A 19,838-nucleotide genomic window follows, 5' to 3' on the forward strand; every position below is an offset into this window, starting at 1 on the left:
CCCTTAGTATGTTGAAAAAATTTCGTGGCATGTTTTCCAATGACCTGTCCATTGACCTGGGTACCGCGAATACCCTTATTTATGTAAAAGGACAAGGCATCGTATTGAATGAGCCTTCCGTTGTGGCCATTCGTCAGGATCGTGCCGGCTCGCCAAAAAGCGTGGCCGCAGTAGGTCATGATGCGAAGCAGATGCTGGGCCGTACGCCGGGCAACATCGCCGCGATCCGCCCAATGAAAGACGGCGTTATTGCTGACTTCTTCGTGACCGAAAAAATGCTTCAGCACTTCATCAAGCAGGTTCACAGCAACAGCTTCATGCGCCCAAGCCCGCGCGTGCTGGTGTGTGTGCCGGTTGGCGCGACCCAGGTTGAACGCCGTGCAATCCGTGAATCTGCTCAGGGTGCCGGTGCGCGTGAAGTCTTCCTGATTGAAGAACCGATGGCTGCGGCAATTGGTGCGGGTCTGCCGGTTTCTGAGGCTACCGGTTCTATGGTGGTGGATATCGGTGGCGGTACCACTGAAGTGGCCGTTATCTCCCTGAACGGCGTGGTGTACTCCTCTTCCGTGCGTATCGGCGGCGACCGTTTCGACGAAGCTATCATCAATTACGTTCGCCGTAACTACGGCTCTCTGATCGGTGAAGCGACCGCAGAGCGCATCAAGCACGAAATCGGTTCTGCCTACCCGGGTGATGAAGTGCGCGAGATCGAAGTTCGCGGTCGTAACCTGGCGGAAGGCGTGCCACGCGGATTCACCCTGAACTCCAACGAAATCCTGGAAGCGTTGCAGGAGCCACTGACCGGTATCGTGAGCGCGGTGATGGTTGCGCTGGAACAGTGCCCGCCAGAGCTAGCCTCCGATATTTCCGAGCGCGGTATGGTTCTGACCGGTGGTGGTGCGCTGCTGCGTAACCTCGACCGCCTGTTAATGGAAGAGACAGGTATTCCTGTCGTAGTTGCAGAAGATCCACTGACTTGCGTCGCCCGTGGTGGTGGCAAGGCGTTGGAAATGATCGACATGCACGGCGGCGACTTGTTTAGCGAAGAGTAGTCGGGTGTGAGAGGGTAGCAATTTGCTACCCTTTCTCTCTGACGCGAGAATACGCATAGCCTATGAAGCCAATTTTTAGCCGTGGCCCGTCGCTACAGTTTCGCCTGATCCTGGCGGTTCTGGTTGCGCTCGGGGTCATTATTGCCGATAGCCGCCTCGGTACGTTCAGCCAGATCCGAACGTACATGGATACCGCCGTCAGTCCTTTCTACTTTATTTCAAATGGTCCCCGTGAACTGCTCGACTCCGTGTCGCAAACGCTCTCATCGCGTGACCAGCTCGAACTCGAAAACCGTGCGTTACGCCAGGAACTGCTGCTGAAAAACAGCGAGCTGCTGATGCTGGGGCAATATAAGCAGGAAAACGCACGCCTGCGTGAACTGCTTGGCTCGCCGCTGCGCCAGGATGAACAGAAAATGGTCACCCAGGTGATCTCCACCGTAAACGATCCGTACAGCGATCAGGTGGTGATTGATAAAGGCAGCGTGAACGGCGTATACGAAGGTCAGCCTGTCATCAGCGATAAAGGCGTCGTGGGCCAGGTTGTGGCGGTTGCCAAACTGACCAGCCGCGTGCTGCTGATTTGCGATGCCACCCATGCACTGCCGATTCAGGTGCTGCGTAACGATATTCGCGTGATTGCCGCCGGTAACGGCTGCACGGACGATCTGCAACTGGAACATCTGCCCGCCAACACGGATATCCGCGTGGGCGACGTGCTAGTGACGTCCGGTCTGGGCGGTCGTTTCCCTGAGGGCTACCCGGTTGCGGTTGTCTCTTCCGTGAAGCTCGACACTCAGCGTGCCTACACCGTGATTCAGGCGCGTCCAACGGCCGGCTTGCAGCGTTTGCGCTACCTGCTGCTGCTGTGGGGCGCCGATCGTAACGGAGCTAACCCGATGACCCCGGAAGATGTGCATCGCGTGGCGAATGAACGCCTGATGCAGATGATGCCGCAGGTACTGCCTGCGCCGGATGCGATGGGACCACCTGCACCCGTACCGGCTCCGGCGACGGGGTTAACGCAGCCGCTGCCGGATGCGCCGCCACCGCCGCAAGTCTCGGGTGGAGGGCAGTAGTGGCCAGTTATCGTAGCCAGGGGCGCTGGGTAATCTGGCTCTCATTCCTCGTTGCACTGTTGCTGCAAATTATGCCCTGGCCGGACGACATTCTTGTTTTCCGGCCAAACTGGGTATTGCTCATTTTGCTCTACTGGATCCTTGCCCTGCCGCACCGCGTAAATGTCGGCACAGGTTTTGTGATGGGTGCCATACTGGATCTTATCAGTGGCTCTACGCTTGGCGTCCGCGCCTTATCCATGAGCATTATTGCGTATCTCGTCGCACTCAAATTCCAGCTCTTTCGTAACCTTGCGCTCTGGCAACAGGCGCTGGTGGTGATGTTGTTGTCGCTCGCTGCGGATATCGTTGTTTTCTGGGCAGAGTTTTTAGTGATCAACGTCTCTTTCCGACCGGAAGTGTTCTGGAGTAGTGTAGTAAACGGTGTGCTCTGGCCGTGGCTGTTCCTGCTGATGCGTAAAATTCGCCAGCAGTTTGCCGTGCAATAAAAGGTTTCTATGACGTCTTTGTATCTTGCCTCCGGTTCTCCGCGTCGCCAGGAACTGCTCGCGCAGTTGGGTGTCTCCTTCGAACGCATCGTTACCGGTATTGAAGAAAAACGTGCTGAGGGTGAAAGCGCTCAGCAGTATGTCTCTCGTCTGGCGCGTGAAAAAGCGCAGGCGGGCGTGGCATGCGTGCCGCGTGACTTACCGGTGCTGGGTGCGGATACCATTGTCATTCTCAATGGTGAGGTGCTTGAGAAACCCCGCGACGCAGACCATGCGGCGCGGATGCTGCGTAACATGTCCGGACAAACCCATCAGGTGATGACGGCGGTAGCGCTGGCAGACAGCCAGTACGTTCTGGATTGCCTTGTGGTAACGGAAGTGACGTTCAGAGTCCTCACCGACGAGGAGATCGCCGGCTATATCGCCAGCGGTGAACCTATGGATAAAGCAGGTGCATACGGTATTCAAGGGTTGGGTGGCTGTTTTGTCAGGAAGATAAATGGCAGCTATCACGCCGTAGTCGGCTTACCGCTGGTGGAAACGTATGAGTTGCTGAGCAATTTTAACTCACTGCGTGAGGGAAGGGATAATTATGACGGCTGAATTGTTGGTAAACGTAACGCCATCGGAAACCCGTGTGGCCTACATTGATGGTGGCATTCTTCAGGAAATTCATATTGAGCGTGAAGCGCGACGCGGAATCGTAGGCAATATCTACAAAGGTCGTGTCAGTCGTGTCCTGCCGGGTATGCAGGCGGCTTTTGTAGATATTGGGCTCGATAAGGCGGCGTTTTTACATGCCTCCGATATCATGCCGCACACCGAATGTGTGGCAGGCGAAGAGCAAAAGCAGTTTGCCGTGCGCGACATCTCTGAGCTGGTGCGTCAGGGCCAGGATCTGATGGTGCAGGTGGTAAAAGATCCGCTGGGCACTAAAGGCGCGCGTCTGACCACCGACATCACCCTGCCTTCACGCTATCTGGTCTTTATGCCGGGGGCGTCGCACGTCGGCGTGTCACAGCGTATTGAGAGCGAAAGCGAGCGTGAGCGCCTGAAAAAGGTGGTCAGCGCCTACTGCGACGAGCAGGGCGGGTTTATTATCCGTACCGCGGCGGAAGGGATCAGCGAAGAAGATCTCGCCTCGGATGCGGCCTACCTGAAGCGCGTCTGGACCAAAGTGATGGAGCGTAAAAAACGCAACCAGACCCGCTACCGGCTGTACGGTGAGCTGGCGCTCGCTCAGCGCGTATTACGTGATTTCGCCGACGCCCAGCTTGACCGCATCCGCGTGGACTCCCGTCTGACGTACGAAGCCTTACTGGAGTTCACCGCCGAGTACATCCCGGAAATGCCGGGTCTGCTGGAGCATTACACCGGACGCCAGCCGATATTTGACCTCTATGACGTTGAAAACGAAATCCAGCGTGCGCTGGAGCGTAAGGTTGAGCTGAAATCGGGTGGCTATCTGATCATCGATCAAACCGAAGCGATGACCACCGTCGATATCAACACCGGCGCGTTTGTCGGCCATCGCAACCTCGATGACACCATCTTCAACACCAACATCGAAGCGACGCAGGCCATCGCGCGTCAGCTTCGCCTGCGTAATCTGGGCGGCATTATCATCATCGACTTTATCGATATGAACAATGAAGATCACCGCCGTCGCGTGCTGCACTCTCTGGAGCAGGCGCTGAGTAAGGACCGCGTGAAAACCAGCATCAATGGCTTCTCGCAGCTCGGTCTTGTGGAAATGACCCGGAAACGGACCCGCGAAAGCGTGGAACATGTCCTGTGTAATGAGTGTCCAACCTGCCATGGACGCGGAACGGTAAAGACGGTGGAGACGGTCTGCTACGAGATCATGCGTGAAATTGTCCGTGTCCATCATGCCTACGACTCAGACCGTTTTCTGGTCTATGCTTCCCCTGCGGTGGCGGAGGCCCTGAAAGGGGAAGAGTCGCACGCGCTGGCGGAAGTGGAAATCTTTGTCGGCAAACAGGTAAAAGTGCAAATTGAGCCGCTCTATAACCAGGAGCAGTTTGACGTCGTCATGATGTAAACGCAGTTCGCTGCGAGATTTAAGGCTGACAAGGAGAGACGCGTGAGGCGATTGCCGGGGATTTTACTGCTTACAGGGGCAACGCTGGTCGTGATTGTCGCGTTGCTCGTGAGCGGGCTGCGTCTCGCCTTGCCGCATCTGGACAGCTGGCGTCCGCAGATACTGGCAAAAATCGAATCCGCCACCGGCCTGCCGGTGGACGTGAGTCATATCGAGGCAAGCTGGCAGAACTTTGGCCCGACGCTAGATGCGCGGGATATCCGCGCCAGCCTGAAAGATGGCGGCCACCTCAAAATCAAACGCGTCACCCTGGCGCTGGATGTCTGGCAAAGCCTGCTGCATCTGCGCTGGCAGTTTCGCGATCTCACCTTCTGGCAACTTCAGCTGATGACTAACACGCCGCTGCAAAGCGGCGACAGCGATCGAGGGCTGGAAACCAGCCGTATCAGCGATCTGTTCCTGCGGCAGTTCGATCATTTCGATCTGCGCGACAGCGAAGTGAGCTTTATTACTCTTTCCGGTCAGCGCGCTGAGCTGGCGATCCCACAGCTGACCTGGTTAAACGGGAAAGATCGCCACCGCGCCGAGGGGCAGGTGAATCTCTCCAGCCTGAACGGGCAGCACGGGGTTATGCAGGTGCGGATGGATCTGCGTGACGACAATGGCCTGCTGAACAACGGCAGGGTCTGGCTACAGGCGGACGACGTGGACGTGAAGCCGTGGCTCGGTGAGTGGCTACAGCAGAACATGCAGCTGGAGACCGCGCGCTTCAGCCTGGAAGGCTGGATGACGCTGACGAACGGGGCGTTCGCCAGCGGCGATATCTGGCTTAAGCAGGGGGGCGCGAGCTGGAAAGGGGAAAACCATCAGCATCAACTTTCCGTCGATAACCTCACCGCACACGTGACGCAGGATAAAGGCGGCTGGCAGTTCGCCATTCCGGATACGCGCATCTCCATGGATAACAAACCCTGGCCGCGCGGCGCGCTGACGCTGGCGTGGATGCCGGAACAGGACGTCGGCGGGATAAACGGTAAACGCAGCGACGAGCTGCGTATCCGCGCCAGTAACCTGGATCTGACGGCGATCGAAGGGCTGCGTTCAATGGCCGCAAAACTTTCACCGGAGCTGGGCGAAATCTGGCTGGCGACGCAGCCGAGCGGGCAGATAAACCGACTGGCGCTGGATATTCCGCTCCAGGCTACGGAAAAGACGCGTTTTCAGGCGGCATGGAAAAATCTCGCATGGAAACAGTGGAAATTGCTGCCGGGTGCCGAGCACTTCAGCGGTAAACTGGAAGGCAGCGTGGAAAGCGGCAGGCTGACGGCAGAAATGCAGGACGCGAAAATGCCGTACGAAACGGTCTTCCGTGCGCCACTGGAGATCGAAAAGGGAAATGCCACTCTCAACTGGCTGAAGAATGACAAAGGTTTTCAGCTCGATGGCCGCGATATTGATGTAAAAGCCAAAGCGGTACATGCCCGCGGTAATTTCCGTTATCTACAGCCTGAAGGCGATGAGCCGTGGCTGGGTATTCTGGCGGGCATCAGCACGGATGACGGTTCGCAGGCGTGGCGCTACTTCCCGGAAAACCTGATGGGGAAAGCGCTGGTGGACTATCTCAGCGGCGCTATTCAGGGCGGCCAGGCGGATAACGCCACGCTGGTCTACGGCGGCAACCCGCACCTGTTCCCGTATAAGCACAACGAAGGCCAGTTCCAGGTTCTGGTGCCGCTACGCAACGCCACCTATGCCTTCCAGCCAGACTGGCCGGCGCTGAAGAATCTGGATATTGAACTCAACTTCCTGAATGACGGCTTGTGGATGAAGACGGACAGCGTCGCGCTGGGCGGCGTAACGGCAAGCAACCTGACGGCAAACATCCCGGATTATTCCAAAGAGAAGCTGCTGATTGATGCGGATATTAAGGGGCCGGGTAAAGCGGTTGGCCCGTACTTTGAAGATACGCCGCTGAATGACTCCCTGGCAGCCACCCTTCAGCAGTTGCAGTTAGATGGCGATGTGAATGCTCGCTTACATCTGGATATCCCGCTGGACGGTGAATTGACCACCGCCAAAGGCGACGTTCGCCTTAATAACAACAGCCTCTATATCAAGCCGCTGGACAGCACCCTGAAAAACCTCAGCGGTCAGTTCAGCTTTGTTAACGGCACGCTGAAAAGTGAGCCGCTTAAAGCGACCTGGTTCAATCAACCCGTTAATATCGATTTCTCCACCACCGAGGGCGATAAAGCCTACCAGGTGGCGGTCAATATGGACGCGAACTGGCAGCCGTCACGCATGGATGTTCTGCCGAAGCCGATTGAGAATGCGGTGGACGGTGCGGTGTCATGGAATGGCAAGGTCGCCATCGACCTGCCTTATCATGCCGGTGCGCGCTATAACGTCGACATTACGGGCGATCTAAAAAACCTCAGCAGCCAGCTTCCCGCGCCGCTGAATAAAAAAAGCGGTGAAGCATTGCCCGTCAACGTTAAGGTTGCGGGCAACCTTAACAGCTTCGATTTAACCGGAAACGCGGGCGGAACAAACCACTTCAACAGCCGCTGGCTGCTTAACCGCAAGCTGACGCTGGACAGGGCGATCTGGACGACGGACAGCCGTACCACGCCGCCGCTGCCGGAGCAGGCGGGCGTTGAACTGAATCTCCCGCCGATGGATGGCGCAGAGTGGCTGGCACTGTTCCAGAAAGGTGTCGGGCAAAACGTCGACCAAACGGCGCAGTTCCCGCAGTCCATTACCTTGCGCACGCCTGCGCTGACGCTGGGCGGGCAGCAGTGGAACAACCTGAGTATTGTCTCCCGGCCGACGGTAAACGGCTCAAAGGTCGAGGCGCAGGGGCGTGAGATCAACGGTTCGTTGATCATGCGCGATCACGCGCCATGGCAGGCGGCTATCCGTTATCTCTATTACAATCCGACCTTTACGGCGTCTAAAGCAGAGTCGACAAGCACTTCTCCTGTCAGTGGCAATGGGACGTCGCGCGTGGATTTCAGCGGCTGGCCCGATCTCCAGCTGCGCTGCGCGGAGTGCTGGCTGTGGGGACAGAAATATGGCCGTATCGACGGTGATTTTGCCATTCAGGGAAATACGCTGAGCCTCTCTGGTGGGCTGGTGGATACCGGCTTTGGCCGCATGACTGCCGCGGGCGAATGGGTGAACAAACCGGGTGAACAACGCACCTCGCTGAAAGGCGATATTAAAGGCAATAAGCTGGACGCCGCGGCTAACTTCTTCGGCATTAGCACGCCGCTTCGCGGATCGTCCTTCGATGTGAATTACGATCTGCACTGGCGCGCTGCGCCGTGGACACCCGATGAAGCTTCGCTTAACGGCATCCTGAAAACCAACTTCGGTAAGGGTGAGATTGCCGACGTGAGCACGGGGCGCGCCGGGCAGATCCTGCGCCTGCTGAGTTTTGATGCGCTGCTGCGCAAGCTGCGCTTCGATTTCAGCGACACCTTCAGCGAAGGTTTCTACTACGATTCCATTCGCAGTACGGCGTGGATCAAAGACGGCGTTCTGCATACGGACGATACGCTGGTGGATGGCCTGGAAGCGGATATCGCCATGAAAGGCTCGGTCAACCTCGTGCGTCGCGAACTGGATATGGAAGCCGTGGTGGCGCCGGAAATATCCGCAAGCGTGGGCGTTGCGGCGGCCTTTGTGGTGAACCCGATTGTCGGTGCGGCGGTGTTTGCCGCCAGTAAAGTGCTGGGGCCGCTGTGGAGCAAGGTCTCTATTCTGCGCTATCGCATTACCGGTCCGGTCGATAAACCGCAGATTAACGAGGTGCTGCGCCAGCCGCGCAAAGAAGCACCGCAATGATTTGACGTGGGCAGGTAATTGCCTCACTCTCAATAAATACGATCTTTATACCGCCACGGGCGGCAACGAACGAGTAGCAATAGATGAGTCTGAACCTGGTAAGTGAACATTTGCTCGCAGCGAACGGCCTGAGCCATCAGGACCTGTTCTCCATTCTTGGTCAACTGACCGAACGCCGCCTCGACTACGGCGATCTCTATTTCCAGTCGAGCTATCACGAATCCTGGGTTTTAGAAGACAGCATCATTAAAGATGGCTCTTACAACATCGACCAGGGCGTCGGCGTGCGCGCCGTCAGCGGGGAGAAAACCGGTTTTGCTTATGCCGATCAGATTAGCCTCGCCGCACTTGAGCAGAGCGCGCAGGCCGCGCGCACCATTGTGCGTGATACCGGAGATGGTCGCGTGAAAACGCTGGGTGAAGTGCAGCACGCTGCGCTCTATACCAGCATCGACCCGCTGCAAAGCATGAGCCGCGAAGAGAAGCTCGACATCCTGCGTCGCGTGGACAAAGTGGCTCGCGCGGCGGATAAACGCGTGCAGGAAGTCTCTGCCAGCCTGACCGGTGTTTATGAACTGATCCTGGTGGCGGCGACGGACGGTACCCTGGCGGCGGATGTTCGCCCGCTGGTGCGTCTCTCTATCAGCGTGCAGGTTGAAGACGACGGCAAGCGCGAGCGCGGCTCAAGCGGTGGCGGCGGTCGTTTTGGCTACGACTGGTTCCTCGGCGACGTTGACGGCGAAGCGCGCGCGGATGCGTGGGCAAAAGAAGCCGTGCGCATGGCGCTGGTCAACCTGTCTGCCGTGGCGGCTCCTGCCGGTACGCTGCCGGTGGTTCTGGGCGCAGGCTGGCCTGGCGTGCTGCTGCACGAAGCGGTCGGTCACGGCCTTGAGGGTGATTTCAACCGTCGCGGGACGTCCGTATTCAGCGGTCAGATGGGGCAGCTTGTCTCCTCCGAACTGTGTACCGTGGTGGATGATGGCACCATGCTCGACCGTCGCGGCTCGATTTCTATCGACGATGAAGGCACGCCGGGCCAGTACAACGTGCTGATCGAAAACGGCGTACTGAAAGGCTACATGCAGGACAAGCTTAACGCGCGCCTGATGGGCGTAGCGCCAACGGGTAACGGCCGTCGTGAATCCTACGCGCACCTGCCGATGCCGCGCATGACCAACACCTACATGTTGCCGGGCAAATCCACGCCGCAGGAGATTATCGAATCCGTTGATTACGGGATCTTCGCGCCAAACTTTGGTGGCGGTCAGGTGGATATCACCTCCGGCAAATTTGTCTTCTCTACCTCAGAGGCGTATCTGATTGAGAAGGGCAAAGTGACCAAAGCGGTGAAGGGTGCAACCCTGATTGGCTCCGGCATTGAGGCCATGCAGCAGATTTCCATGGTCGGTAACGATCTGAAGCTGGATAACGGCGTGGGCGTTTGCGGCAAAGAGGGCCAGAGCCTGCCTGTGGGCGTCGGTCAGCCTACGCTGAAAGTAGATAATCTGACGGTGGGCGGCACGGCGTAAATTTTCCCCCGCACCCTAACCCTCTCCCCAACGGGGAGAGGGGAAAAGCCTACTCTTTCCTTCTGCCCCGCATGCCCTGAAACAGCTCCGCCACTTCCACAAAATAGTCCGTCAGATAGTTAATACAGACCTGCACCTTCAGCGGCAGCTTGTCCTTTTCCGTATAGAGCGCGTACACCGGACGCGGATCGGACTGGTAGCGCGGGAAGAGGATCTCCAGCACGCCGCTGTTGATCTCGTTGATCACCCACATCAGCGGTACGTAGGCGATCCCGGCCCCGGCCACCAGCCAGCGTGAGATGGTCATCGGATCGTTGGTGACGAAGCGGCCTTCAGGCAGCAGTTTAGTGGAAAGCCCTTCCGGCGCGATCAGTTCAAATTCGTTATCTGGCCGAACGCTGTATTCCAGCCACGAGTGGTTGCTCAGATCGGCAGGTTTCTCCGGCACGCCATACTGTGCCAGGTAGCTTTTCGAAGCGCAGACCACCATCGGCATGCTGCCCAGTCGACGCGAGAACAGGCTAGAGTCCTGCAACGCGCCAACGCGGATCACCACGTCTAACCCATCGGCAATCAGGTCCGGTGCCGGAATGCCCGTAACCAGATTAACGGTTAAACCGGGATACTCTTTCAGCATTTCCGCCGTCATGGCAGCGAGAACATTTTGTGCCATAGTTGAAGAACACCCGATACGCAGCGTGCCGATAGGCGTGTTGTTAAAGGCATAGAGCTGCTCGTGAACGTCCTGCACTTCATGCAGCATTCGACGGCAGCCCTGATAGTAAATTTTACCCGCTTCCGTCAGCCCGATGCTGCGGGTGCTGCGGTTGAGCAGCTTCACCTGAAGCTCATCTTCCAGTTTTGACACTGTCTGGCTAATGGATGAGACGCTCATTTGTAGCTGACGTGCTGCGGCGGTAAAAGAGCCTTGCTCAACCACTTTCGCAAAGACGGACATGCGTTTTAGACGTTCCATTATTCACTCTGGCTTAAAAGTGATTTAGATCACATATGATAGATAACAGCATAACAGTTACGTTAATATATTATTAATTACATAACGGCTGCGCCACTCTCGCCCGGCAATTCTTGCTCTCCTGCGGCGGCGCGAGCTTAAAAATCCAGTAACCTGCACTCTCTTTAATCAAGGTCAACATGAGTCTGTTTCCCGTTATCGTGGTGTTCGGTTTGTCGTTCCCACCGATATTTTTCGAGCTTCTTTTATCACTGGCGATCTTCTGGCTGGTGCGCAAGGTGCTGGTCCCTACCGGGATTTATGATTTCGTCTGGCATCCTGCATTGTTCAATACCGCGCTGTATTGCTGCCTGTTCTATTTAATATCGCGCATGTTTGTCTGAGGTTGATGTGAAAACGCTAACAAGAAAAATCTCCCGCACTGCCATCACTATGGCGCTGGTCATCCTGGCGTTCATCGCTATTTTTCGCGCCTGGGTTTATTACACCGAATCCCCGTGGACGCGCGATGCGCGTTTCAGCGCGGAGGTGGTCGCGATAGCGCCCGATGTCGCCGGTCTCATTACGGCAGTCAACGTCCACGATAACCAACTGGTGAAAAAAGATCAGGTGCTGTTCACCATCGACCAGCCGCGCTATCAAAAAGCACTGGAAGAAGCGGAAGCCGACGTGGCGTATTACAACGCGCTGGCCTCTGAAAAACGCCGTGAAGCAGGACGCCGTAACAAGCTGGGCATCCAGGCCATGTCCCGGGAAGAGATTGACCAGTCCAATAACGTGCTGCAAACCGTGCTGCATCAGCTGGCAAAAGCGCAGGCGACGCGCGATCTGGCGAAGCTCGATCTGGAACGTACCGTTATCCGCGCCCCGTCCGATGGCTGGGTGACCAACCTCAATGTCTATGCGGGCGAGTTTATCACGCGCGGCTCTACGGCCGTGGCGCTGGTGAAACAGAACTCTTTCTACGTCCTCGCCTATATGGAAGAGACCAAGCTGGAAGGCGTGCGTCCGGGCTATCGCGCCGAAATCACGCCGCTCGGCAGCAACCGGGTCCTGAAGGGAACCGTGGACAGCGTGGCCGCGGGTGTGACCAACTCCAGCAGTACCAATGATTCAAAAGGGATGGCGACCGTCGATTCTAACCTCGAGTGGGTTCGTCTGGCGCAGCGCGTACCGGTACGCATTCGTCTGGATGAGCAGCAGAGCAACCTCTGGCCCGCAGGCACCACGGCGACGGTGGTGATCACGGGTGAAAAAGACCGTGATGCCAGCCAGGATTCTATCTTCCGTCAAATCGCCCATCGCCTGCGCGAGTTTGGTTGATCGCTATGGGCATTTTTTCCATCGCCAGCCAGCACATCCGCTTCGCCGTGAAGCTGGCATGCGCCATTGTGCTGGCGCTGTTTGTTGGCTTCCATTTCCAGCTTGAAACGCCGCGCTGGGCCGTTCTGACCGCCGCGATCGTCGCCGCCGGTCCTGCCTTCGCGGCGGGTGGCGAACCTTACTCCGGGGCAATTCGCTATCGCGGGATGCTGCGTATTATCGGCACCTTTATCGGCTGTATCGCCGCCCTGACCATTATCATCCTGATGATCCGCACGCCGCTGCTGATGCTGATTGTATGCTGTATCTGGGCGGGTTTTTGCACCTGGGTCTCTTCGCTGGTGAAGGTGGAGAACTCGTACGCCTGGGGTCTGGCGGGATATACCGCGCTGATTATTATCATCACCATTCAGAGTGAACCGCTGCTTGCTCCGCAGTTCGCCGTGGAACGTTGCAGCGAGATTGTCATTGGTATCGTCTGCGCGATTGTCGCAGACCTGCTCTTCTCTCCGCGATCCATCAAGCAGGAAGTCGATCGTGAGCTGGACGCGCTGATTGTTGCTCAGTACCAGCTCATGCAGCTGTGCATTAAGCACGGCGACAGCGAAGAGGTCGACAAGGCCTGGAGTGCGCTGGTGCGCCGCACGCAGGCGCTGGAAGGGATGCGCAGTAACCTCAATATGGAGTCTTCCCGCTGGGAGCGGGCCAACCGTCGTCTGAAAGCGATCAATACCGTCTCGTTAACGCTGATCACCCAGGCGTGTGAAACCTACCTGATTCAGAACACCCGCCCCGAAGTGGTAACGGATACTTTCCGCGAACTGTTTGATGAGCCTGTGGAGACGGTGCAGGACGTGCATCGACAGCTTAAACGCATGCGTCGTGTGATTGCGTGGACAGGAGAACGGGATACGCCAGTCACCATTTATACCTGGGTAGGCGCCGCAACGCGCTACCTGCTCCTGAAACGCGGCGTGATTAGCAACACCAAAATCAGTGCGGCGGAAGAAGAGGTGTTACAGGGCGAAGTGGTGATCAAACCTGAATCCGCCGAGCGCCATCATGCGATGGTTAACTTCTGGCGTACCACCCTGGCCTGTATACTCGGCACGCTGTTCTGGCTGTGGACCGGCTGGACGTCTGGCAGCGGCGCGATGGTGATGATTGCCGTCGTCACCGCGCTGGCGATGCGTCTGCCCAACCCGCGCATGGTCGCGATCGATTTTCTGTACGGCACCATTGCGGCGTTACCCATTGGCGCGCTCTACTTCCTGGTGATTATTCCCTCGACGCAGCAAAGCATGCTTTTGCTCTGCATCAGCCTGGCGGTGATGGCGTTCTTTATCGGGATTGAGGTACAAAAACGCCGTCTGGGATCGTTAGGCGCACTGGCGAGTACGATTAACATCATCGTGCTGGATAACCCGATGACCTTCCATTTCAGTCAGTTCCTGGATAGCGCACTAGGTCAGCTGGTGGGCTGTTTCCTGGCAATGATGGTGATCCTGCTGGTGCGGGATAACTCTCAGGCGCGGACAGGGCGCGTGCTGCTGAATCAGTTTGTATCGGCCGCCGTATCGTCCTTGACCACCAACACCGCGCGGCGCAAGGAGAACCACCTGCCGGCGCTCTATCAGCAGCTGTTCCTGTTGCTGAATAAATTCCCGGGCGATGTCGCCCGCTTCCGCCTGGCGTTAACCATGATTATCGCGCACCAGCGTCTGCGGAACGCGCCAGTGCCGATCAACGACGATTTGTCCGCCTTCCACCGCCAGCTACGGCGCACGGCGGACCATGTGATATCGGCATCCAGTGATGACAAACGTCGCCGCTACTTTAAGCAACTGCTGGAAGAGCTGGATATCTACCAGGAGAAACTGCGGATCTGGGAAGCGCCGCCGCAGGTTACCGAGCCGGTAGAGCGGCTGGTGTTTATGCTGCACCGCTACCAGAATGCGCTGACAGACAGCTAACGAAGAGAAAACCGACGCCAAAAGCGTCGGTTTTTTTGTGGCTATACTTATTCTTGCAGGTTCAAACATTCAGGAAGGGAGGACACATGACAACCCAGGCTCTTCAGGACAGTATTCTTTTTCAGACCGGGTATCTGGTCAACGGTATCTGGAAAACACTCGACACCACGTTTGATGTGCTAAACCCGGCCACGGGCGAGGTCATTGCGAAAGTGGCGAAAGCAGGAAAAGCCGAAACCGAAGAGGCCATTGCGGCCGCGACGAAGGCCTTTCCCGCATGGCGCGCAAAAACGGCAAAAGAGCGTTCCGCGATCCTCTATCGCTGGTATGAACTGATTATCGAGAACAAAAGCTGGCTCGGGCGGCTGATGACTACCGAGCAGGGCAAGCCGCTGAAAGAGGCTGAAGGTGAGGTGGACTACGCTGCCAGCTTCATTCAGTGGTTTGCCGAGCAGGCCAAGCGCGCCAACGGTGAAATCATTCCTCCGGTTAAACCTGGCTCCCGTATTCTGGCCACTCGTGAACCTGTCGGGGTGGTTGCTGCTATCACGCCATGGAATTTCCCGATGGCTATGCTCACCCGTAAGCTCGGCCCGGCGCTGGCAGCAGGATGTACCGGCGTGATCAAACCTGCAAACAACACGCCGCTGAGCGCCTTTGCGCTGCTGACGCTGGCGAAGCAGGCCGGTGTGCCGGATGGTGTGCTGAATGCGGTCGCGGGGAGCACCTCAGAAATTAGCGACGCCATTATGGCCAGCCATGACGTGCGCAAAATCTCGTTTACGGGTTCAACCGCCGTCGGGAAAACGCTGGTTCGCAATTCCGCAGAGACCATGAAAAAGGTATCGATGGAGCTGGGCGGTAATGCGCCGTATATCGTTTTCGAGGACGCGGATATTGATGCCGCCGTCAAAGGCGCGATCGCCAATAAGTTCCGTAACGCCGGGCAGGTCTGCGTCAGCGTAAACCGTTTCTATATTCAGGAGACGGTCTATGACAAGTTCGTCAATCAACTTGCCGATGCGGTGAAGGCGCTGAAGGTGGGTAACGGTCTGGACGACGGCGTCGTTGTCGGCCCGCTGATTGAGCCTTCGGCTGTCGAGAAAGTGCGTGAGCACGTCGAAGATGCGGTAGCGAAGGGCGCCACGGTGCTGGCTGGGGGTAAACCGCACGAACTTGGCGGCAACTTCTGGATGCCAACCGTACTCGGTGACTGCCATGAAGGCATGAAGCTGGCAGAAGAGGAGACCTTTGGTCCCGTAGCCGCCTGCTTCCGCTTCACGTCGGAAGACGAAGTGGTTATGCGCGCTAACAATACGCCTTACGGGCTGGCGGCCTACTTTTATACCCAGAATCTTTCGCGCGTGTTCCGCGTCTCACAGGCCATTGAGAGCGGCATGATCGGAATTAATGAATGTGCGGTCTCGACCGAACTGGGTCCGTTTGGGGGCGTAAAAGAGTCCGGGCTGGGCCGCGAGGGGTCCGTGCTGGGGCTGGAGGAGTTTCTGGAAGTTAAAACCCTGCATATCGGGGGATTATAATAGACAGGGCGGCATTTGCCGCCCGCCTGTACCGGGTGGCTGGCAATGAAAATTTATACCTTTGATTTTGACGAAATTGAGAGTCAGGAAGACTTCTATCGCGAGTTTATTCGGGCGTTCGACCTGGCGCGGGGCAGCGTAAGCAATCTTGATATGCTGTGGGATGTGGTTACCGGCGACAGGCTGCCGTTACCGCTGGAAATCGAATTTACCCATCTGCCTGAAAAACTGCGCAGACGCTTTGGCGCATTGATTTTATTGTTTGATGAAGCGGAGGAGGAGCTGGAAGGGCAACTGCGTTTCAACGTGCGCCAGTGATAAAAAAGCCCCTGACCGGGAGGTCAGGGGCAAGTCGTATGATGAGATACGACGAGGGTTTATTTGTACAGTTCTGCGGTAGCGTGCCAGTGGTCGCCACTGCGCGCTTCGATGATGCGATAAGATGACGCACCCTGTTCTTCCGCTTTTTTGTTCAGCATTTCGTGCATGTCCATCGGAGACGTACCGATGGCACCAACAGAAACAGTCCCGATAGCCTGACGGGATTGTGCCTGTTCGGCATTAATGGTGTCGGCTGCAAACGCACCGAATGACAGGACTGACAGTACGCTCAGGGTAGCTACAGTGGTTTTAATTTTCATGATTATTTACCTCGTCAATTATTTTACTGGGGTCTTTGTTCTGTGACCCTCATCACAAAATCAAGTATACACTAATCACGCAAAAAATTAATACCAGACTAATGGTTTCGCCTGTTATTACGTGTTAAAAAAATCATTTTTTATAACGCGAATGCATAAAAAGGAGCGCCACAATGCGAGGTTTATGGTTTTTTCTTGTCTAAATCAAAGCGATAGATCAATTTGATTTTTTGTGCGATTTTGCGGCAGATCATTCACTGAATGAATGTTAACAGGTGGTAAAAAGCACTATTTGCAAAAACAGCAGGCAGAGAAAAGCAGGGTAAAACGCGGAAGCAGCAGAATGATCCCCGCAGTCAGGCGCTACGGGGCAGACAATTACAGCTCCTGTTCGAACAGGACCAGAATCGCTTCGTAGAGGTCTTTCACCGAGAAACCATTTGCCGGGGTGGTAAAAATGGTGTCATCACCGGCGATGGTTCCGAGGATCCCCTCTGCTTTACCCAGCGAGTCCAGCAGGCGGGCAATCAGCTGGGCTGCGCCCGGGCTGGTGTGGATCACGACCACGGCATCGTTATAGTCGATGTCCAGAACCAGGTTTTTCAGCGGGCTGGAGGTCGTTGGCACGCCAAGTTCAGCAGGCAGGCAATAAACCATTTCCATTTTGGCGTTGCGCGTACGCACCGCTCCAAACTTGGTTAACATGCGAGAGACCTTCGACTGGTTGATGTTGTCGAAGCCTTGTTCCTGCAACGCCTGAACAATTTCTCCCTGAGAACTGAATTTCTCTTCTTTGAGTAGCGCTTTAAACGCCTTCACTAATTCTTCTTGCTTAGACGAGCTTCGCATAAGTCACCCGGAATATGACGATAGAAACAACATTATTATGCATGTGGATGAATTTTTATGCAAATTATCTACCTGACGCCAGGCTGAAATAATGTTATGAAAGGGAGAGATTTTATCAGATTTCGTTATCGGAAAACATGCCTGGGTCACGCCGCGCAAATAACCTTAAAAGTAAATTAAATGTTATCAAAATGATGTTGTTTTGGTGGCGTGGCAGGGTGTATTGTAACCCCCTCTTAATTCGTTGTTGCCTACAGCCCGATAGTATTCAGGTGAAGGTGAAAGACGTGCGACCTCAAATTCTTTAGCGATGAAAATTGTAATTAATGACGTGCTGAATTATGGTCGCCGCAACGGAGTTACAGATACTTAAGTTAACCATAATAAGGAGTTTAGGATGAAAGTCGCAGTCCTCGGCGCTGCTGGTGGTATCGGCCAGGCGCTTGCCCTACTACTGAAAACCCAACTGCCTTCAGGCTCAGAACTCTCCCTGTACGATATTGCTCCGGTAACCCCAGGTGTGGCGGTTGACCTGAGCCACATCCCGACAGCTGTGAAAATCAAAGGCTTCTCCGGTGAAGATGCGCGTCCTGCGTTGCAGGGTGCCGACGTGGTGCTGATCTCCGCGGGTGTTGCACGTAAACCGGGTATGGATCGTTCAGACCTGTTCAACGTCAACGCGGGCATCGTGAAAAACCTGGTTCAGCAGATCGCTGAAACCTGCCCGAAAGCGTGCATCGGTATCATCACCAACCCGGTGAACACCACCGTTGCCATCGCAGCAGAAGTACTGAAGAAAGCAGGCGTTTACGACAAGAACAAACTGTTCGGCGTAACTACGCTGGATATCATCCGCTCCAACACCTTCGTGGCTGAGCTGAAAGGCAAGCAGCCAACGGAAGTGGAAGTGCCGGTTATCGGCGGTCACTCTGGCGTGACCATCCTGCCTCTGCTGTCGCAGATCCCGGGCGTGAGCTTCACCGAGCAGGAAGTGGCTGACCTGACTAAACGCATTCAGAACGCAGGCACCGAAGTGGTGGAAGCGAAGGCGGGTGGCGGTTCTGCAACCCTGTCTATGGGGCAGGCGGCGGCACGTTTCGGCCTGTCTCTGGTTCGCGCGTTGCAGGGCGAAAAAGGCGTTGTTGAATGCGCCTATGTTGAAGGCGACGGTGAACACGCGCGCTTCTTCTCTCAGCCGCTGCTGCTGGGTAAAAACGGTGTTGAAGAGCGTAAGTCTATCGGCACGCTGAGCGCGTTTGAGCAAAACGCGATGGAAGGCATGCTGGATACGCTGAAGAAAGACATCACGCTGGGCGAAGAGTTCGTTAACAAGTGATCTTGTCCCGGTAAAAAAAACGGAGCGCTAAGCTCCGTTTTTTTATGCCCGTCAGTTAGTGGCCGGGTATTCCTGGATGGTGACCTGGATCGTCAGCTTCTTGTCATTACGCATGACTTCAACAGGGATGATGGAGCCCGGGCGAATCTCAGCCACCTGGTCCATGGTTTCCAGCGCAGAGACCGCTGGCGTACCGTTGACGGAAAGGATAACGTCGTTCACCTGGATACCTGCATTGGCCGCCGGGCCGCCAGGCGCCACTTCGTTGACCACAATCCCCTGGATCTGATCGATACCACCGCCCTGCGTATGCATCGGTGCGATTTCACGCCCACCAATACCGATGTAGCCACGGATCACGCGGCCATCGCGGATCAGCTTGTCCATGATCTTGGTCGCCAGCTGGAATGGAATGGCAAAGCCAATCCCTTCCGGCGTTTCGCCGTCGTTGCTCTTGTCGAAGGAGAGGGTGTTAATGCCCATCAGTTCGCCCAGAGAGTTCACCAGCGCACCGCCGGAGTTACCGTGGTTGATCGAGGCATCGGTTTGCAGGAAGTTCTGCCGCCCTGACGGGTTCAGGCCGATTCGACCGGTCGCGCTGATGATCCCCTGAGTGATGGTCTGGCCCAGGTTATACGGGTTACCGATCGCCAGTACCACATCGCCGATATGCGGCGTTCGTTTGCGATTAATCGGGATAGTCGGCAGACCGCCGGTGGCGTTGATCTTCAGCACCGCCAGATCGGTCAGGCTGTCCGACCCCACCAGCAGGGCTTCAAACACGCGGCCATCCTGCAAGGCGACGATAATCTGGTCGGCATCGTTAATGACGTGTTTATTGGTGATGATGTAGCCCCGGTCATCCATGATCACACCGGAACCGAGCGTGCGGATCTCCAGCTGGTTATGAGCAGAACTGTTAAGCCCGCGGTTATAGACGTTAACCACGGCGGGGGCGGCACGGCGTACCGCCTGATTGTACGTCGCAGGCGTTTCATCCGTGCTGTCGAACTGAGGAGCCGACAGTTTGTTGAACTGGCGTAAAGATGGCATAGCCACCAGCAGCAGACCGGCAACGATCAAACCAATGACAATTGAACGAAAGAGCTTTAAAAGCATGATGCGTGTGTCGTTAAAAAA

The 19,838-nt window shown here is 56.1% G+C and carries 17 protein-coding genes; 13 read left to right on the forward strand and 4 right to left on the reverse strand.

Going from position 1 to position 19,838, the window contains the following annotated elements:
• Nucleotides 1-8: 8 nt before the first annotated feature.
• The 7 genes from mreB (at nt 9) to tldD (ending at nt 10,059) form a co-directional block, all read left to right on the forward strand.
• Nucleotides 9-1,052 carry a rod shape-determining protein MreB gene (gene mreB / locus CU081_RS06475; RefSeq protein WP_000913396.1) on the forward strand — a complete coding sequence of 348 codons (1,044 nt, stop codon included), beginning with the start codon at nt 9-11 and terminating at the stop codon, nt 1,050-1,052.
• A 62-nt stretch (nt 1,053-1,114) separates the two neighbouring features.
• Nucleotides 1,115-2,131: a rod shape-determining protein MreC gene (gene mreC / locus CU081_RS06480; protein ID WP_003860400.1), complete on the forward strand. Its 1,017-nt coding sequence runs from the start codon at nt 1,115-1,117 to the stop codon at nt 2,129-2,131.
• Nucleotides 2,131-2,619: a rod shape-determining protein MreD gene (gene mreD, locus CU081_RS06485; protein ID WP_003860402.1), complete on the forward strand. Its 489-nt coding sequence runs from the start codon at nt 2,131-2,133 to the stop codon at nt 2,617-2,619. Before mreC ends, mreD begins: the two co-directional genes overlap by 1 nt.
• A gap of 9 nt (nt 2,620-2,628) precedes the next feature.
• The gene (locus CU081_RS06490) at nt 2,629-3,222 is read left to right on the forward strand and encodes a Maf family protein (protein ID WP_003860403.1); all 594 of its coding nucleotides are present in this window, start codon (nt 2,629-2,631) and stop codon (nt 3,220-3,222) included.
• Nucleotides 3,212-4,681, forward strand: coding sequence for a ribonuclease G (gene rng / locus CU081_RS06495; RefSeq protein WP_003860405.1), 1,470 nt, complete (start codon nt 3,212-3,214; stop codon nt 4,679-4,681). The genes CU081_RS06490 and rng overlap by 11 nt, the downstream gene beginning before the upstream one ends.
• A 42-nt stretch (nt 4,682-4,723) precedes the next feature.
• Nucleotides 4,724-8,530, forward strand: a complete 3,807-nt coding sequence (yhdP, locus tag CU081_RS06500) for an AsmA2 domain-containing protein YhdP (protein ID WP_022651930.1) — start codon at nt 4,724-4,726, stop codon at nt 8,528-8,530.
• Nucleotides 8,531-8,613: 83 nt separating this feature from the next.
• A complete protein-coding gene (gene tldD, locus CU081_RS06505) occupies nt 8,614-10,059 on the forward strand; it encodes a metalloprotease TldD (protein WP_003860414.1) in 1,446 nt (481 codons plus the stop codon).
• A gap of 49 nt (nt 10,060-10,108) precedes the next feature.
• On the opposite strand, the gene aaeR is transcribed toward tldD, so the two are convergent.
• Nucleotides 10,109-11,035 carry an HTH-type transcriptional activator AaeR gene (aaeR, locus tag CU081_RS06510; protein WP_003860415.1) on the reverse strand — a complete coding sequence of 309 codons (927 nt, stop codon included), beginning with the start codon at nt 11,033-11,035 and terminating at the stop codon, nt 10,109-10,111.
• Between the two features lie 179 nt (nt 11,036-11,214).
• Between aaeR and aaeX the strand changes: the two genes are divergently transcribed.
• From aaeX to CU081_RS06535, 5 genes are all read left to right on the forward strand, one after another.
• A complete protein-coding gene (gene aaeX / locus CU081_RS06515; protein WP_003860416.1) occupies nt 11,215-11,418 on the forward strand; it encodes a p-hydroxybenzoic acid efflux pump operon protein AaeX in 204 nt (67 codons plus the stop codon).
• A gap of 7 nt (nt 11,419-11,425) precedes the next feature.
• Entirely contained in the window at nt 11,426-12,358 is a 933-nt protein-coding gene (aaeA, locus tag CU081_RS06520; RefSeq protein WP_003860417.1) for a p-hydroxybenzoic acid efflux pump subunit AaeA, read from the forward strand.
• A 5-nt stretch (nt 12,359-12,363) separates the two neighbouring features.
• Nucleotides 12,364-14,331 (forward strand): p-hydroxybenzoic acid efflux pump subunit AaeB, encoded by a 1,968-nt coding sequence (aaeB, locus tag CU081_RS06525; protein WP_003860418.1) that lies wholly within the window; start codon nt 12,364-12,366, stop codon nt 14,329-14,331.
• Nucleotides 14,332-14,417: 86 nt separating this feature from the next.
• Complete coding sequence (locus CU081_RS06530; RefSeq protein WP_022651928.1) at nt 14,418-15,872, forward strand: NAD-dependent succinate-semialdehyde dehydrogenase; 1,455 nt, start codon at nt 14,418-14,420, stop codon at nt 15,870-15,872.
• Nucleotides 15,873-15,917: 45 nt separating this feature from the next.
• Nucleotides 15,918-16,190: a barstar family protein gene (locus CU081_RS06535; RefSeq protein WP_032645688.1), complete on the forward strand. Its 273-nt coding sequence runs from the start codon at nt 15,918-15,920 to the stop codon at nt 16,188-16,190.
• Between the two features lie 59 nt (nt 16,191-16,249).
• Here CU081_RS06535 and yhcN read toward each other — a convergent pair whose 3' ends face one another.
• Together yhcN and argR are read right to left on the reverse strand one after the other, a co-directional pair.
• Nucleotides 16,250-16,513: a peroxide/acid stress response protein YhcN gene (yhcN, locus tag CU081_RS06540; RefSeq protein ID WP_003860426.1), complete on the reverse strand. Its 264-nt coding sequence runs from the start codon at nt 16,511-16,513 to the stop codon at nt 16,250-16,252.
• A gap of 378 nt (nt 16,514-16,891) precedes the next feature.
• Nucleotides 16,892-17,362 carry a transcriptional regulator ArgR gene (gene argR / locus CU081_RS06545; protein ID WP_003860428.1) on the reverse strand — a complete coding sequence of 157 codons (471 nt, stop codon included), beginning with the start codon at nt 17,360-17,362 and terminating at the stop codon, nt 16,892-16,894.
• Nucleotides 17,363-17,759: 397 nt separating this feature from the next.
• Here argR and mdh point away from each other — a divergent pair, with 397 nt between their 5' ends.
• Nucleotides 17,760-18,698 (forward strand): malate dehydrogenase, encoded by a 939-nt coding sequence (gene mdh / locus CU081_RS06550; protein ID WP_003860429.1) that lies wholly within the window; start codon nt 17,760-17,762, stop codon nt 18,696-18,698.
• A 51-nt stretch (nt 18,699-18,749) separates the two neighbouring features.
• Here mdh and degS read toward each other — a convergent pair whose 3' ends face one another.
• Nucleotides 18,750-19,817: an outer membrane-stress sensor serine endopeptidase DegS gene (degS, locus tag CU081_RS06555; protein ID WP_003860430.1), complete on the reverse strand. Its 1,068-nt coding sequence runs from the start codon at nt 19,815-19,817 to the stop codon at nt 18,750-18,752.
• Between the last annotated feature and the right edge of the window lie 21 nt (nt 19,818-19,838).

The organism is Enterobacter sp. CRENT-193 (assembly GCF_002787395.1).
In the GTDB taxonomy this organism is placed as follows: Bacteria; Pseudomonadota; Gammaproteobacteria; order Enterobacterales; family Enterobacteriaceae; genus Enterobacter; species Enterobacter hormaechei_C.

What these genes read in the sequence shown, in the direction of transcription:
- CU081_RS06535 (WP_032645688.1), top strand. Translation starts at nt 15,918, where the DNA reads ATGAAAATTTATACCTTTGATTTTGACGAAATTGAGAGTCAGGAAGAC.
- mreB (WP_000913396.1), top strand. Translation starts at nt 9, where the DNA reads ATGTTGAAAAAATTTCGTGGCATGTTTTCCAATGACCTGTCCATTGAC.
- aaeX (WP_003860416.1), top strand. Translation starts at nt 11,215, where the DNA reads ATGAGTCTGTTTCCCGTTATCGTGGTGTTCGGTTTGTCGTTCCCACCG.
- degS (WP_003860430.1), bottom strand. Translation starts at nt 19,817, where the DNA reads ATGCTTTTAAAGCTCTTTCGTTCAATTGTCATTGGTTTGATCGTTGCC.
- rng (WP_003860405.1), top strand. Translation starts at nt 3,212, where the DNA reads ATGACGGCTGAATTGTTGGTAAACGTAACGCCATCGGAAACCCGTGTG.
- aaeR (WP_003860415.1), bottom strand. Translation starts at nt 11,035, where the DNA reads ATGGAACGTCTAAAACGCATGTCCGTCTTTGCGAAAGTGGTTGAGCAA.
- mreC (WP_003860400.1), top strand. Translation starts at nt 1,115, where the DNA reads ATGAAGCCAATTTTTAGCCGTGGCCCGTCGCTACAGTTTCGCCTGATC.
- tldD (WP_003860414.1), top strand. Translation starts at nt 8,614, where the DNA reads ATGAGTCTGAACCTGGTAAGTGAACATTTGCTCGCAGCGAACGGCCTG.
- argR (WP_003860428.1), bottom strand. Translation starts at nt 17,362, where the DNA reads ATGCGAAGCTCGTCTAAGCAAGAAGAATTAGTGAAGGCGTTTAAAGCG.
- yhcN (WP_003860426.1), bottom strand. Translation starts at nt 16,513, where the DNA reads ATGAAAATTAAAACCACTGTAGCTACCCTGAGCGTACTGTCAGTCCTG.
- aaeB (WP_003860418.1), top strand. Translation starts at nt 12,364, where the DNA reads ATGGGCATTTTTTCCATCGCCAGCCAGCACATCCGCTTCGCCGTGAAG.
- CU081_RS06530 (WP_022651928.1), top strand. Translation starts at nt 14,418, where the DNA reads ATGACAACCCAGGCTCTTCAGGACAGTATTCTTTTTCAGACCGGGTAT.
- CU081_RS06490 (WP_003860403.1), top strand. Translation starts at nt 2,629, where the DNA reads ATGACGTCTTTGTATCTTGCCTCCGGTTCTCCGCGTCGCCAGGAACTG.
- mdh (WP_003860429.1), top strand. Translation starts at nt 17,760, where the DNA reads ATGAAAGTCGCAGTCCTCGGCGCTGCTGGTGGTATCGGCCAGGCGCTT.